We start from the raw sequence: 16455 nt of genomic DNA, 5'->3' as shown, positions 1-16455 counted from the left end.
TCAATAATAAATAAATAACTTTTTGAAAATTAAGAAAGGATATTAAAATGAAATATGATGTTATTATAATTGGAGCTGGGCTATCTGGATTAACTGCAGGTATACAACTCGTTAAAAGCGGAAAAAAAGTTTGTTTACTTGAGAAACATAAAATTCCCGGTGGATACGCTACAAATTTTACTAGAAAAGGCTTTAATGAAAAATTTTATACATTTGACTCTTCAATTCATACAATAAGTGGATTTAATAAAAATTGCTCCGTGTATAAAACATTAGATAATTTAGGAATCTTAAAAAATATAGAAATTTTAGAAAACAAACAATATACAACCATAATAAAGAATTCAAAAGAAACTATTGATATACCCAATAATTTTGAAGAATTCAAAATTATGTTAATTAAAAATTTTCCTAATTTTAGTTCAAATATAAATTCTCTATTTGAATTTATTAAAAATTTATATGAAGACATGAAAGATTTAATTTTAAAATCAGATGCGCCAAAATATCAAACAGAACTTGAATCAATATCTCTATATGATTTTTTAAAAAAATATGTAGATGATGAAAATTTTATAGAAATTTTTTCATACTTATGTTCTTATTTAGGTTTACCACCCAAAGATTTAAATGCATTTTACTATATGGTTGCTATATCTTCTTTTCTCTTGGGTGGGAGTTACTATATAAAAGGTGGAAGTGGACATATAACTAAAATTATGAAAAACGAACTTGAAAAACATAATGCTAACATTCATCTTTCTTCTGAAGTTATAGAAATACATTCCCAAAATGATAAAATCATTTCTGTAACTACAAAAAACAAAGAAGTATTTGAAGCGTATGAATTTATATTTGCTTGCGATCCAAATCATATTTTCTCATTAATAAAAAATAATACTATAATTAATGATTACGTAAATAAACTCAAATTTTTAGAAAAAAGTATAAGTGCAAGTCAATTATATATTGCACTAGACTGTTCTACTAAAGAAGTAGATATAAATACCTCTCATTTATTTATTAATAATTTAAGTCATCAAGATTCATACGCAAACATAAAAGCTGGTAATTTTGAAAATTCAAATTTTGAATTAACAGCCTATGATCAAATGGATTGTGATCTAAATAAAAATGGTTCATTTTTATGTGTTTCATCTGCAGATTTTATTACAAATTGGCCTGAAAGAAACACAGAAATGTACAAACAAAAAAAAGAACAAATTTCACAATTATTTTTAGAAAAAGTCCTCAAATTTTTTCCAAAAATCAAACAACATATTCAAGTTCTTGAATTTGCAACTCCAAGAACTATGCAAAGATATACGAACAATACAAATGGTTCAATTCTTGGCTGGGCTCAAAATATACAACAAGGTGGTTTTAACAGACCTTCATTCAAAACTCCATTTTCAAATGCTATAACAATTGGTGCTTGGTCATATCCTGGTGGAGGTTTTGAAGGAGTTATTTCTAGTTCAATATTAGGTGTAAACAGAATATTATCAAAAAAAGAAAATTCAAATAATATTAAAAATGAAATTTTACCATTAAATGTTATTATGGATGGCATGGTTGCAAAATTCAATCCGGCTAATGCAGTAGATAAACATATTATTTACAAATTTATATTTGATGGATATAATCCGATATATTTAGAAATTAAAGATAATACCGCTAAATTATTATCTGCCGAACCTTCACATGTAGATACAACAATAACTACTACTCATGAAACTTGGTACAAAATTGCATTTAATGAATTAAGTGGTCAAGATGCTTTAATGGACGGTCTTGTAAGTTGTTCAGGAAATTTAAGAAATTTTGCTTCAATGCCAAAAATATTTGATAAAGAAATCCCTGATAATTTTAGTTCAAATGAAACAAATAATTCTTCAAATGAACCCAATACTTCAAATTCTAATGATAATAACGTTTCTGAAAATAACACTAAAGAAATTGAAAATACATTTACCAAAGAACTTATGCCTATAAAAGCAATAATGAATGGTATGCTTGCTGGATTTGATTCTTCAAAAGCTGAAGGATTAGACATTAGATATAAATTTTCGTTTGATAATCAAAAACCAGTATACTTAGAAATAAAAAATAACACTGCAAAATTATTATCACGTGAACCATCAAAAATAGATACAACAATAATTACTACACATGAAACATGGCATAGAATTGCTTTTGAAGGACTTGACGGAGAAGACGCTTTAATGGATGGACTTATAAAATGTGAAGGTAATTTAAAGAATTTTGCTTTAATGCCAACACTTTTTAATACTTCAGAAGAAGAAGATAATTCTACTTCTCCAAATCTAAAATTAAATCCTGTAATATGGGTTTCATTAGCATTAGTTCCATGGATATTTTATTGGATTACACACAATATTTTTTCACCTTCAATAGTTTCTGCATTTTCAATATTATACACAACATTCTTTATCAACTTTATAAAACCAAAAAATTTCAGAAGCATAACTAAATTGGAATCAATAAATTTAGCTGCATTTTCAATTTATAATCTTGCATCATTTTTAAATCCTGTATTATTTAAAAACATAATTTCCCCTTTCTTCTTAGACATAGTTTTAATCTTAACATTATTTATAAGTGCAGGAACAAACTCAAGTGTCATGAGTGAATATTCAAAAATTTCTTTTCATCCGTCTGTTACAAAAACAAAACTCTTTAAAATAATAAATAGAAATTTAACTTTATTATGGGCACTCGTCTTTGCAATTAGATTTATTTTAATGCTAGTTATTCCTTCACCTTTAAATAACTTATCTTATTTAGTAATTATGTTAGGTATAATAATTTCATATTTTTATCCAAAATCAAAACTTGGACATTAAAAATACACCCAAAACAACAATTGTTTTGGGTGTATTTTTTTATAACGTTTACTTAAGTTATTGATATTGACTATAATTATCCTCTTGTTTATACTTATTTTGCAGTCAAATTCCATAAAAATAATTTAAATAAATTTTAAAAAGGTTAGGTGATTTTACTTAATGAACAATTCTTTTTTAACTGATTTTTTGATGATCAGTTCACCATTAGCACTAACATTTTTAGCGATATTATTAATTCTATTTGCACTTATGTTCCTTTTAAAGAAAAAACATGTTAATTTTTCAATTAGAACTATAATTGGAACAGTTATTGGTATTATACTAGGTGTAGTTATTCAAATAGTAGCTAAAACACCTGATAATCCATTAGATATAGTTTGGATTAACGAAACAACAAAATGGTATTCTCTATTTGGTAATGGTTTCATTGACTTAATAAGAATGATTGTTATACCTCTTATTGTTGTTTCAATAATTCATGTTATTATTTCAATAAAAAATTCTTCAAATATGAAGGAACTTACATCAAAAACAATATTTGCATATATCATCAACGTTTTAATTGCATCAACAATTGGTATAATTGTTGCAAATCTTTTCAGACTTGGTTTATCTGGAAACGCAACAAATGTAACTGCAGAAATTAAAGAAGTTAAAAACTTTGTTGATATATTAAGGAATTTAATTCCTAAAAATCCAGTTGAAGCAATGGTTAATACTAACATAATAGCTGTAGTTATTTTTTCCGCATTTGTAGGTGTAGCTGCTAAAAAAATGTCTTCAATTTATAAAAGTCAAATTAATTCTTTTATAAGTTTAATTGATGCACTTCACAAAATAATTATAAGCATTGCAATGTCAATCATAAGTTTAATTCCATATGCAGTAATACCTTTGATGGCTAACTCAATAGCACAACGTGGTTTAAAATCAATTTTAGATGTTTTAACATTTATAATTGCTTTATATGTTGGAATGATAATAATGTTTGGAGTTCATCTTCTAGCATTATCATTATTTGGATTTAATCCTATCATTTATTTGAAAAAAGCAATTGCACCACTTTTCCTTGGATTTACTTCAAGATCAAGTTTAGGTACACTCCCTGTTGCTGTTGAAACATTGACAACTTCAATGGGTGCAACTGACTCCACTTCTGCTTTTGTTATGGGTCTAGGTACAACTGCAGGACAAGCTGGATGTGCCGGAGTTTTTGGTGCTATGGTTGTTATTAATGTTGCAAATATGAGCGGAACTCCTTTAAATTTTGCATTTTATTTAATGACAATTATAGTTGTAACAGTTAGTTCCTTTGGAATAGCTGGTATACCAGGTGGTGGGCATACCGTTGCTTCTTCAGTATTATCTGGAATTGGTTTAACACCATTCTTTGAATATGTTGGACCAATTTTGGCTGTTGACCCAATTTTAGATATGGGTAGAACTTGTTTAAATATAAATGGTGGATTAACAATTTCACTGATTGTAGATAAATTATTGAAACAAATAAACATGGATAAATTCAATGATAAAAACTTAAAATTAGATTCGTAGAAAAGAAGGATGAAACATAAGTTTCATCCTTCTTTTCTATGTATGAATAATTCGTTAATTTTTTTACAATACTATAACATAAACAAAAAATAATATTTTATCTTTATTTTTTTTAATTTTCATGTTATGATAATAGTACTTTAATAGTCAAAGTATATTAATTGTTAAGAGAGGTGTTTTAATTAATGAAATATGATGTAATCATTGTAGGTACAGGAATGGCTGGTTTAACTGCTGGTTTAAAGCTAGCTAAATCAGGTAAAAAAATTGCATTATTAGAAAAACATTATATCCCTGGAGGCTACGCTACAAATTTTACTAGAAAAGATTCTGAAGGCAATACTTACACCTTTGATGTTTCTCTTCATTCTTTGGGCAGTATGAATAAAGGTTGTACAATTTTTAATGTCTTTAATAATCTAGGAATAGCCGAAAAAATACCTTTTATAAAAAATACCAAAAATACTAAATTAGCAAAGCTAGATGATTCCATAATAATTCCTCATGATTTCGAAGAATGGAAAAGTTCATTTATAAATCGTTATCCAGAACATGAAGAAGGGATTAAAAATTTATTTTCATTCATGAAGGAATTTTACGAAGATGTATGTAACTTAAATTTTCCTCATGATGCCCCTAAATATCAAATAGAATTGGAATCCATATCAATAGATAACTATATAAGAAAATATGTGGATAATGATGAATTTATAGATATTTTCTGTTATTTATGGACATATGCGGGTTTACCTCCTAAAAAGTTAAATGCATTTTACTATATGATAATTATATCTTCTTATGTTATAGGTGGACATTGGTATATTGAAGGTGGAAGCGGTAACATGTCTAAAATAATGAAAGAAGAAATTGAAAAATTTAATAACAGTAAAGTATACCTTTCATCAGAAGTAATAAAAATCAACACTTTAAATAATAAAATAATTTCTGTTACAACAAAAAATAACGAAGTATTTGAAGCAGATGAATTTATTTTTGCTTGCAGTCCAGTTGAAATTTTTTCACGTGTGGATGGTGAAAAATCTAAAGAGTTTCTAAATTACATGAATTTCTTAAACAATCTTGAAGAAAGCATGAGCATTACACAATTGTATATAGCCTTAGATTGTAAATCAGAAGATATAGGAATTAAAAATCCTCATACATTTGTTTACAATGTCAAAATAGAGGATTACTGGAATAAATCTAATAGCAATTTGTTTGAAAATACAAACTGTTGTATAACTGCATATGACCAATTAGATCCAAACATGAATAAAACTTGTTTTTTAGGGATATCTCGATGTGATTTTATTAAAAACTGGCCTGAAAGAGGAACAGAAGAATACAAATCAAAAAAACAACAAACAACTAGATTATTATTAGATATAGCTTGCAAAATATATCCGGATATAGAAAAACACATAAAAATTATGGAATTAGGTACGCCTAGAACAATGCAAAGATACACAAATAATTTAAATGGGGCAGTATATGGATGGGCTCAAAATGTTAATCAAGGTGGTTTTAACAGATCATACTTTAAAACGCCATTTAATAATGCAATAGTTGTTAGTTCATGGTCATATCCAGGAGGAGGATATGAAGGAGCAATATATTCTGGTTTTATAGGTGCACTTAGACTTTTATCTAAAAAATCAACTACTACCAATCATTCAAATCAATTAGTTTCATTGCCAGAATTAATGAATGGTCTTGTTTCAAGATTTAACCCTGAAAATGCTCAAAATTTTGAAGCAACTTATAAGTTTTTATTTGATGGACATGACCCTATTTATTTAGAAGTTAAAAATCAAACTGCTAAATTATTACCTAGTTCAGAAACTCCTTCAAAAATCGATACAACAATTATTACAACTCATGAAATTTGGAATAAAATTTCCTTTGATGAAATTTCTGGAAGAGATGCTTTATTAGATGGACTTTTAAAATGTGAAGGTAATCTAAAACATTTTGCTTCTATACCTAATATTTTCAATAAAAACTAAAAATTGTGATTAAAAACTTTTAAAAGAGGGGTATTTATGAATTCTAATAGTAATTTAAAACCTTTAGACTCATTATTTAACGGTTTAATAAAAAAATTCAATCCTGAAAATGCAAAAAATTTGGATATAACTTATCAATTCATATTCAAAGAATATAAAGAACCCGTATATTTAATAGTTAAAAATCAAACTGCTAGATTGCTACCAAAGTTTCAAACTCCAGAAAAAGTAGATACAATATTAACTACAACTCATGAAACTTGGCAGAAAATTTGTTTTAAACAATTATCAGGAAAAAAAGCTTTGCTTTTAGGAATGGTAAAATGTAAAGGTAGTTTGAAAAATTTCGCTTCAATTCCAAAAATATTTGATAAAGAAATTTAACAAAACTATATTTTAAAAAGTATAAATTTAAATTTATAACAAATACTTTTATTAAAGGTTGGTGAAAATATATGGAATTTTATTCAAATTCTAAAGTACTTCCCTTAGATATGTTACTTGATGGATTAGTTGAAAAATTTAATCCTGAAAATGCTAAAGGATTAGACATTACTTATAAATTTATGTTTGAAGGATACGATCCTATTTACTTAGAAGTTAAGAACCAAACTGCTAAATTATTACCAAAATCAGAAATTCCAGAAAAAGTTGACACAACACTTATTACTACTCATGAAACTTGGCACAAGATTTCTTTTAATCAATTATCTGGTGAAGATGCTATAATGAATGGTCTTATAACATGTGAAGGTAATTTTAGAAATTTTGCTTCAATGCCTAAAATATTTGATAAAGAAATTTAACTTCAATAAAAAAAAAGGTAGTAAACTACCTTTTTTTTTATAAATTTTTAAATATTTAATAAATTATAATAAAATACAACATATATATTAACAATTACAATAGTAATTTAAAATTTTTTATTGTATAATTATAAATAATTAGGAACATTTATAATTATAGTTATTTTAAAAGAAAGTAGGAAAAAACATGAACGATAAAGAATTGTATAAAGTGGCTAAAAGACGTGTTATGGCTAGAAAGGCATTTAGAATACACTTAGTCACTTTTGCAGTGGTTTCACTATTTTTATTTGTAATAAGTTATTTAAATAGAGAAAATTGGTGGATATTCCCTGTTGCTGGATGGGGTATAGGTGTAGTTATACATGGTGTGTCTGTAAGTTCTGCATTAGGAGCTGGAAGCGAAATTGAAAGAGAAATGGAAGCTCTAAAGAAAGAAAAGGATAGATTATAAAAATCTATCCTTTTCTTTTTCTCTAAAATTAATATTCTTTTAAAATACCTTTTAACTTTGTTAAAACTTTCTTTTCAATGCGAGAAACTTGAACTTGACTAATTCCAAGTAAGGAGGCTACTTGGATTTGAGTCTTATCTTTAAAATATCTAAGCATTATAATTTGCCTACTTTTTTCGTCTAACTTATTTATCATTTCTTTTAAAACAAGTTTATTTAATATTAGAGAATCATCAGAAACTTTTTCCTCAATTTTATCGATTAAAAGTATTGGCGAACCATCATCTTGATGTACAGTATCATACAAATATTGAGTACTTGAACATGAATCAATTGCTAAAATTATGTCATCCACACTAAGTTTTGTATACTCAGCAAGTTCATGAACTGTTGGCTCTCTATTTAATTCTTTTGTAAGCTCATCACGCTTAAACATTATTTTTCTCGATATCCCTTTTACATTTCTACTTATTTTGACAATTCCGTCATCTCTTAAAAATCTTTTTATTTCACCTAAAATCATAGGAACTGCATATGTAGAAAACTTGACATTATATTCACTATTAAAGTTTTTAATAGCTTTAATAAGTCCAAGTGCTCCTACTTGATAGATATCATCATAATCATATCCTCTACCCAAAAACTTTTTACTTAGTGATGCAACTAATGGTAAATTAATTTCTAAGAGTAAATCCTCAGCTTTTTTATCTCCGGTTTTTGCACGCCTAAGAAGCTCGTCATTTTCCTCATGACGAAGCACATTACCAGAGACAATATTTTCTTGTGCCATTATACAATCACCTTACTTTTATATACTTTACCATCTTAATATGAGTCCCTTTATTTTTACTACTTTCTACAAACAATTCATCCATAAAACTTTCCATAACAGAGAAACCCATTCCAGAACGCTCAAGGTCAGGTCTTGAAGTATATAATGGCTCTCTCGCAAGAGATATATTCTCTATTCCACAACCATTATCTATGATACTTATCTCCACCCTATAACTATCATTTCCATGAGTATCTTTAAATCCATCTTCTATACTAACATTTATATTTATACTTGTATTCTCATCCTCATTATACCCATGTATTATAGCATTTGTAACAGCTTCAGAAACTGCTGTTTTAACATCACTTATTTCTTCAAGCGTTGGGTCTAACTGAGCAATAAACGCAGCAACTGCAACTCTAGCAAAGCCTTCATTACTAGATCTACTACTTAAAGTTAAACTCATATTATTTTGCATACAAATCCCCCTAAGCATTATTTAAAACCTCTGTTAAATCACTATGTATTTTTACAATCTTAGTAATACCTGATAATTCAATAACCTTTTTAATTGTTTTGTTTAAATTAACTATAAAAACTTGTCCATTCTTTGCTGATATCTTCTTATGTCTACCAATAATTATTCCTATACCTGAACTATCCATAAACGAAACATTTTTAAAATCAAAAACTAAATTTTTAGAAGTGGAAGTATCTATGTAGTAATCTATTTTTATACGTATATATTCAGCTGAATGATGATCTATTTCTCCATTAAGATACGCTACAATAGTATTGTTTTGCTCTTCACAAAAAACTTCCAAAAAAAAACATCCTTTCCAAAAATTAATTTGGGATATCTTGAATATGTAAAAATTTTACAATATTATTTATCTAAATTCAATATTAATATTCAATTTTTTTCGAAATATGATAATAAAAAAATAGTGTGCAACATATATTGCACACCATCATTAGATATAAACTATTTTTAAAACATCATTTATTTCATAGATAATATGATCTTCATTTTTCGCTACTAAATCAATATCCTCATCATCATAAAGCTTTTTAAATAATCTTATCTTACTTTCAATTTGATACATAACTCTTTCATTAATAACATCCGCATTACTTTCATCAGGATCTACAGCATCTTCAGTTATTTTATTTAAAATAAAACTTAAAACACCTTCTACATCCTCTCCTAAAAGATAAGAATACAATTCAAACATACACAAAAAATCTAACTCTTCAATTAAATCTACAAGTTGTCCATATTTTTTAATCTCAAATTTATTGTTACAATCTAAATCTTTAACACAAACATTTATATTTTCTAAAATTTTCTTAACATCAGAATTACTTATTATACCCCTGTAAATATTTTTAATATGATTAATTCCAATTGTCCTAGAATCACCGAAAAAATTAAGCTCTAATTTACTAGTATGCTCAACCACAATTTTAAAAATAATCTCTACAAAACTCTTAGATATATTTGAGAAAAATTTATTAACCTTCTCAATTAATAATTTATGGTTATAATCTTCCTCCATATAATCTAACAACTTTAAATATTCATTAACCATATTAAATAAAAATAATTTTCTTGTCTCTAGGTACTTCATAAGTTTTAAACTCCTTAAATATTACCAAACTTATTAATATTTATATCATTGTAACATATTTTTAACTTTTTGTTCAATAATAATTTTGCATAAAAAAATAAAAGATCTTAAAAAGACCTTTTATACTTCACTTAATATTAATTCTTTTACAAGCTCAACGTAGCTTCTTAACCTATCTTTTATTCTATCATTAAAAATATTTTCTAAAAATATCATATTATCCATTCTAGAATGTATAATTCTTCCTAATAATTCTGTTTGAGAACGTCCGTCATTCTCTCCTGCCTCCCAATTTGTTGATTCAAAATACAAAAATGGAATATTATTTTCAAAAAAAGGATAATAATCACTTTTTGTATTAGTAAAACTTATGTTTCCCTCTTCATTGTAATTAAAATTTATATTAATATCTATATTTTCAGACACTTCTTTAATTTTCTTCAATATCTCTTTGCTAAATTCATCAACTTCTTTATCTTTATATGAATTATAAACGTACATTTTATCACCAGATGCAAGAGTATCAAGATTTATCATATATTTAATTTTAGACTTCTCTCTTGAACTTAGAGATTCAACATAATTATATGAACCATGAAGACCTTTACCTAAAATATTTATTTCTTCAGCACCAAAAAATATAAATTTTAAATTACACGGTGAATCTATATCCTTAAAAATTTCGCACAACTCAAGCAAAATAGAAATACCTGAACCATTATCATCAAAAGCATTTCCCTCAATTCTCCCGTCATAATGAGCACCTAAAATAATTGTTTTAGATGTATCTTTTCCCTTTTTATTTACTTCAATATTATAGGTATCATAATTCTCAACTTTAAATTTTAAATTTTTAGATTTATATCCCATTTTCTGAAGCGTATTTATTATGTAATCTCTAGAATTTTTTTCACTTTGTGTAACAAGAGCTCTATTACCAAGCAGCGAAAATTTTAACAAATGCCCATAAGCAATATCTCCATAATTTTTTTCTATAGCATTTGCTGTCCCGTTAGCAATAAACAAAAGCACAAAAACCATAGCTACAAATTTTTTCAAAATACCATCTCCAAAAATACTATTTTTTCAAAATTATTTCGTCATAATAAAATGTCTTAAAAATATTTGCAGAATTTATGCCAAGAATTCGTCCATTATATACGTCAAATTGTTTTTCCTGAAATAAAGCAACAATCGGAATATCTTCTTTAATAGTTTCATACGCCTTTTGATATAGTTCTTTACTTTTATCAATATCAAATTCAACAGAAATATTATAAAGAAGTTCATCTAAATAAGAATTTGAATAATAATAAAAATTGTTCATTCCATTTGTTGAAAAACTTTTAAACCAATTAGATTCAAAATTAAAATTTGGATTCATCAAAAACAAATCATAAAGTGCAGGTATATTTTTCATATCCTTAGAATTAAGCTTAAAAATTTCTTTATCCACTTCTTCACTAACAACACTAATTCCAATACTTTCCAAATCTTTCTTTACTAAAGTAAAAATTTTCGAAACAATTAAATCATCTTTCTCAATTAAAAATTTAAACTCCAATTTTTGCCCCTCTTTTTCACGAAAACCATTTAATCCTTTTTTCCATCCTGATTTTTCAAGAAAACTCATAGCAGTATTTTTATTAAAATCATTGTTAACTTCATCTTTATCATAAAATAAGTTATAAAAATTTCTATCAATAGGAGCATCTAATATATCTAAATTGTTATCCGATATTTTTTTTACAATTTCACTTTTATCTATACACAAATTAATAGCTTTTCTAACATTCACATCTTTTAAAATAGAATTACTGTGATTTATTCCAATAGATGCGTATCTATAACTAGGAAAAATATATCCGCTTAAAAATTCCACCTTAGAAATTTTTAAAAGGTTTTCATCATTTAAAAAAACATCTCTGACTATATCAACATTTCCAGAAGTTAAGTCATTGATAAAATTTTTCATATCAATGACTTTATATGTAAGAGTACTAATATTAGATTTTCCTTTAAAATGGAAAGAATTTGACTCAAGAATTAAGTACTTATTTTCTTCATATCCTAAAAATTTAAAAACTCCATTTCCAAAAGGTCTAATATCAACACTTTCTAATTGATTTGAACCTCCTTGATAATAATACTGCCCATAATAAGAAAATGAAAGGGGGTATATATTAAGTAAATCCAGTGTATAAACGTTTGGTGTTTCAACCATAACTTTAAAATTATAATCATCTAAAATTTCAAGTCCTGATATATAATCAACCGTTCCATCTTTATATTCCAACCAATTTTTTATATTTAAAAGTTCCCGATCAAAAGAACCACTATAAGAATTATCCATCAAAAATTTATATGTAAATTCAATATCTTTTGTAGTAAGTTTTGTTCCATCTTCCCAAGCTAAATCTTCTCTAAGAGAAAATAAATATGTAGTTTTATCTTCCGAAACTGTTGGAAGTTGTTTTAGTATATTGGGATAATATTCTCCATCATACCCTCTTTTCATAAGTGGTTCCCACAATGAATCAATAATATATACATCACATTTTGATTCTGCAAAATACGGATTAAAACTTCTTCTACTTATGGAATTAATACCAACATTTAAAATATCATGCTTTACAAGAGAGTCATTTGTTGGTGTATCCACATTAAGAGCACTTATATATAAAGTATCTCTATCAAATTTTCCACTGCCCTTATAAATATTATCAACTTTCATTTTATTTCCATTATTATTATCTGATTTACCACAAGACGTAAACAAAGAAATCACAAAAATAATAGACGCAAATAATAAAACATATCTTCTAAAATCTAACATTACATAGAGCCTCCATAATTTATAGTAATTATAGTATTTACTGTAAAAATAGATTTTATTTAAAAAAATAAAATAGAGAAGTAAGAATACTTCTCTATTTCAAAAATTTAATATTTTAATCCAATTTTAGTTACATAATCTTTGAATTCTGGTTCACTCATCATTTCAGTAGCAATTCTTCTTCTTAAATCTGCTAATGATGGTTCTTGCAACTTATATTCATCATACTTTCTTTCCCAATATTTTTGTCCTTCTTCTTCTGGCTCTCTTCCAACAACTATTATATACATCATTTTTATGAAATCTTCTTTACTCAAGAATCTATTAACAAATTCATCTTGAGCCATTAAGTCATAAACAAATTGAGTTACAGACAATTCTTTAGATTCTAATTTTTGAACCCAGAATCTCCATCCTTCAACTTCTGGTTTTCTTCCAAGTGCAGCTTCATAAATTCTAGCTACAAAATCTGCAACATTTCCTGTTGGTGGTTTTACTTCTTCTTTTGTCTTAAATGTTTCAATTTTGTATTTTGTTATTAGTCCATTTTCTAACTTGAAAGTTATTTCCAAATCCTTGTACTCTGTATTTGGTTTTAATCTTTCTAAGTTTAGAGTTAATTTATCTCTATTCCAAGTAAATTTAATTTTTTCATCACTTAAAGTAACACCAGATATTGTTGATTTTGGATGTGAGAACAATTCAAATACTATTTCTGCAGTAGATGAAGTTGTTGTTATAGTTGTACCTTTTACATCAACTGCTGGAACTGCTGGAGTAGATATTTTTGCATATTTAGATAATGTTTGCTCTTTATTATCCTTATCTTTCCATATGAAATCCAACTTATATACAACTTCACTTTTTGGCTCTAAATTTGTAAACCTTAAAATGCTTCCTTCTAACTCTACTTCAACTGCTGGATTACCTTCAGGCTTCTTAAATTCCATTCTTAAGAATCTTCCATTCATATCATCAATAAACAATGGAATTTCTGCTTTTCTAGCTTCAAGAGTTGTCGCTTCAAAAAGTGTTACATTAAATATTGCATTACCCATCAATTCTGGTCCTGTTGTATTATCTTGTGTCTCATCTGGAAATTGAGTTAACACAAACGGAGCTTGACTACCTATATTTAAGTGAGTTATATTATTTATTTTATTTAAAACCTGTCTTGTAACAAGATCTCTTCCATCTAAATCTATATAACTAAGCTCCAATATTAAAAATCCATAATCCCTTTTTTCAGATAATTCACTTAAAGTAACAATAAAGTAAATTATATCTTTTCCGTCTATCTTTTCAACTTTATATTTTTCATTTCCTTTAAGACCATTAACAATCAAATCCTTAACAGTTATATCCGATTTTTCAACTTCAATAACATATCTAAGTGATGTTTTATCATTTGTAACAACTGGCATTTTAATTTTATTTGGTAATTCAACTTCAAACTTTGGTATAAATACTGGAACTGCAGAACCAGAAGATGAACTTGAAGGATTTCCAGTTGTTGTACTTACAAAAGCTTTATCTGAATCTAATTCTATAAATAAAATTGGTTCAGAAAAAGCTGTAGTTCTAATAACATGACTATGTGTAGGTAATGCTGTCACTTTAGTACCACTAACGCTAAAAGTAGCAAATGTTAAAGTTTTAGTTACTACTTCACTCTCCGGTTGAGCTGTAATATGAAGCTTCCTAAAATTATACGGCATACTTCTTTGAAGTCCTGTTATTTGAGGATTTGCACCTTTTTTAGAATCATTAGAATCTACTGGAATAAGGGTTACTGGATATTTATCCATTCTATCATCTTCAACTTCAATCTTAGTTATTGTAGAATCCAAATCATATATCTTAAACGTATTAAATCTAACAGTTGTACCACCAACTTTCAATGCAACATTTGAAGCCCCAACCGAAATCATATCATCATAATCCAAATAAGTAGTATCATCAATACTATTAAAATCTACGTATGAAACAACACTCGTAGTTGAAGTAATTTCTTCTAACGCAATCATTCCTGATACAGCTAAAGTAGTACTATTTACAACAGATAATGTTTCAAATAATGGGAGTTGTTTACCAGTTTTAAACGGAGTCATTGTAAGTCCTTCAACATAATTAATAGCACTAGCTGTAAGACTAACAGTACTATCAGCAATCGGAAAAAATACTAAATCTCTATTTGGTGCAACAAACTCATATCTAGTATTAGTTTTTAATCCGTTTTCTGGTTTTTCTACTTTTAAATCAATATTAACTGATATTCCTTCAGGATTTAAATTTATATTAGATACATTTCTAGAATTTTTAGATATTCCATCTCTATTGCTAACAAAAGAATCTTCATTTACTATATTTTTTACAATATCCAATCCAGTAGTAAAAATAGTACTAGCTACAAAATCTAATGTTGTTTGTTTAGGTATAACCGAATCTAAATCTTTAAATGTTAATGATAATCCTAAATTACTTGCAGTAGCATTATTTGCTGAAAGTATATAACTTAAAGCAAGTGTTAAATAAGTTCTGTCATCAATAGATGAAACAGAATCAACTTTAGTTCCATTTATTTCATCAATTTTTTCATTAGCAGCTCTTATTAAAAATTCTCTTAAAGTACCACTAATAACAGAACCTGTAGTATTCCGTAGAACAATATCGCTTCCATCAAATGTACTAACTAAAGATACTGTAGCTCTAGCATCTAAAATTTCTCCAGTAAATACAAGACTTGGTTTAGCAGTTCCTTGAAATTTATATCTATCATGTATATTGGTTGCTGTAGTACTTATACTAAAGTCCACACCTCCTTTTGTTTCTCCGAAATGAGAAACTGTTCCAACCGGTTTTGTAACTGCAGAAGGTAAACGCGTATCATTTAAAGTAAACGGAGTTACACTTCTACCATTTACTGATGCAAACACTTCAACAACATTTCCATATTCATCTAATTCAGTACCAACTTCATAACCATCTTCCATATCTAAAGAAGGAGGTTCTATACTTTCATCTGATGTCGGTGTCATATCAGTTTCCAATCCTGATGCTGATGAAGGAAATTCATCATTTACTTCTACTACCTCATCTTCGCTTTCTACTGATATTTCTTCATTTTCTTCAACTTCTTCTGCCTCTATTACTTCTGATTCCTCTAATTCCACTGCTTCTTCTATTTCCTCTACTACTTCTAATACTTCCTCTATCTTCTCTGCTTCTACTACCTCTGCTACTTCCTCTAACTTTTTTGCGTCTGTTACCTCTTCTACTTCTTCCTTAGTTACAGTATCCTCTGCATATGTTTCTTCATTAAGTGGTTCAAAAAAATCTTGATGTGAACCAGTATTTACTTCATTATTATCTGCATCTTTTACACTTGACGTGTCTTCATAATTTAACTCCAATTCTTCCTCTGATGATTTATTAAATTTTAAATCTTTTTTATCGTCTATCATAAACTTTCTTAAATTTCCTTAAAATTATTGCTTTCATAATCATTTGTATATTTTTGTTT

13 protein-coding genes are annotated in these 16455 nt (G+C 26.9%); 6 read left to right on the top strand and 7 right to left on the bottom strand.

From position 1 onward, the window contains the following. Positions 1 to 47: 47 nt before the first annotated feature. The 6 genes from A6P36_RS01860 (at position 48) to A6P36_RS01835 (ending at position 7690) form a co-directional block, all read left to right on the top strand. Entirely contained in the window at positions 48 to 2867 is a 2820-nt protein-coding gene (locus A6P36_RS01860) for a phytoene desaturase family protein (RefSeq protein ID WP_066760508.1), read from the top strand. A 162-nt stretch (positions 2868 to 3029) separates the two neighbouring features. Continuing rightward, positions 3030 to 4424, top strand: a complete 1395-nt coding sequence (locus tag A6P36_RS01855; protein ID WP_066760507.1) for a cation:dicarboxylate symporter family transporter — start codon at positions 3030 to 3032, stop codon at positions 4422 to 4424. A gap of 185 nt (positions 4425 to 4609) precedes the next feature. Beyond that, positions 4610 to 6430 (top strand): phytoene desaturase family protein, encoded by a 1821-nt coding sequence (locus A6P36_RS01850; RefSeq protein WP_066760506.1) that lies wholly within the window; start codon positions 4610 to 4612, stop codon positions 6428 to 6430. Between the two features lie 36 nt (positions 6431 to 6466). Beyond that, entirely contained in the window at positions 6467 to 6814 is a 348-nt protein-coding gene (locus A6P36_RS01845) for an alkyl sulfatase C-terminal domain-containing protein (RefSeq protein ID WP_066760505.1), read from the top strand. A 71-nt stretch (positions 6815 to 6885) separates the two neighbouring features. Continuing rightward, a complete protein-coding gene (locus A6P36_RS01840) occupies positions 6886 to 7236 on the top strand; it encodes an alkyl sulfatase C-terminal domain-containing protein (RefSeq protein WP_066760504.1) in 351 nt (116 codons plus the stop codon). Between the two features lie 187 nt (positions 7237 to 7423). Next, a complete protein-coding gene (locus A6P36_RS01835; protein WP_066760503.1) occupies positions 7424 to 7690 on the top strand; it encodes a 2TM domain-containing protein in 267 nt (88 codons plus the stop codon). Positions 7691 to 7718: 28 nt separating this feature from the next. Here A6P36_RS01835 and sigF read toward each other — a convergent pair whose 3' ends face one another. From sigF to A6P36_RS01800, 7 genes are all read right to left on the bottom strand, one after another. After that, entirely contained in the window at positions 7719 to 8480 is a 762-nt protein-coding gene (sigF, locus tag A6P36_RS01830) for an RNA polymerase sporulation sigma factor SigF (protein ID WP_066760502.1), read from the bottom strand. A 7-nt stretch (positions 8481 to 8487) separates the two neighbouring features. Beyond that, a complete protein-coding gene (gene spoIIAB / locus A6P36_RS01825; RefSeq protein WP_066760501.1) occupies positions 8488 to 8943 on the bottom strand; it encodes an anti-sigma F factor in 456 nt (151 codons plus the stop codon). A 10-nt stretch (positions 8944 to 8953) separates the two neighbouring features. Then, complete coding sequence (spoIIAA, locus tag A6P36_RS01820; RefSeq protein WP_066760500.1) at positions 8954 to 9289, bottom strand: anti-sigma F factor antagonist; 336 nt, start codon at positions 9287 to 9289, stop codon at positions 8954 to 8956. A 150-nt stretch (positions 9290 to 9439) separates the two neighbouring features. Beyond that, positions 9440 to 10096 carry a hypothetical protein gene (locus tag A6P36_RS01815; protein ID WP_066760499.1) on the bottom strand — a complete coding sequence of 219 codons (657 nt, stop codon included), beginning with the start codon at positions 10094 to 10096 and terminating at the stop codon, positions 9440 to 9442. Positions 10097 to 10216: 120 nt separating this feature from the next. Beyond that, entirely contained in the window at positions 10217 to 11155 is a 939-nt protein-coding gene (locus A6P36_RS01810) for a M28 family metallopeptidase (RefSeq protein WP_066760498.1), read from the bottom strand. Between the two features lie 19 nt (positions 11156 to 11174). Further along, on the bottom strand, positions 11175 to 12932 hold the full coding sequence (locus A6P36_RS01805) for an ABC transporter substrate-binding protein (RefSeq protein WP_066760497.1): 1758 nt from the start codon (positions 12930 to 12932) through the stop codon (positions 11175 to 11177). A 107-nt stretch (positions 12933 to 13039) separates the two neighbouring features. Continuing rightward, complete coding sequence (locus tag A6P36_RS01800) at positions 13040 to 16396, bottom strand: DUF4214 domain-containing protein (protein WP_156507953.1); 3357 nt, start codon at positions 16394 to 16396, stop codon at positions 13040 to 13042. Positions 16397 to 16455: the final 59 nt, after the last annotated feature.

This window comes from Candidatus Arthromitus sp. SFB-turkey (assembly GCF_001655775.1).
Classification (GTDB): Bacteria; Bacillota; Clostridia; order Clostridiales; family Clostridiaceae; genus Dwaynesavagella; species Dwaynesavagella gallinarum.
Note: the sequence above shows the minus strand (reverse complement) of the source record. Positions and strands in the feature narration are given on the sequence as shown.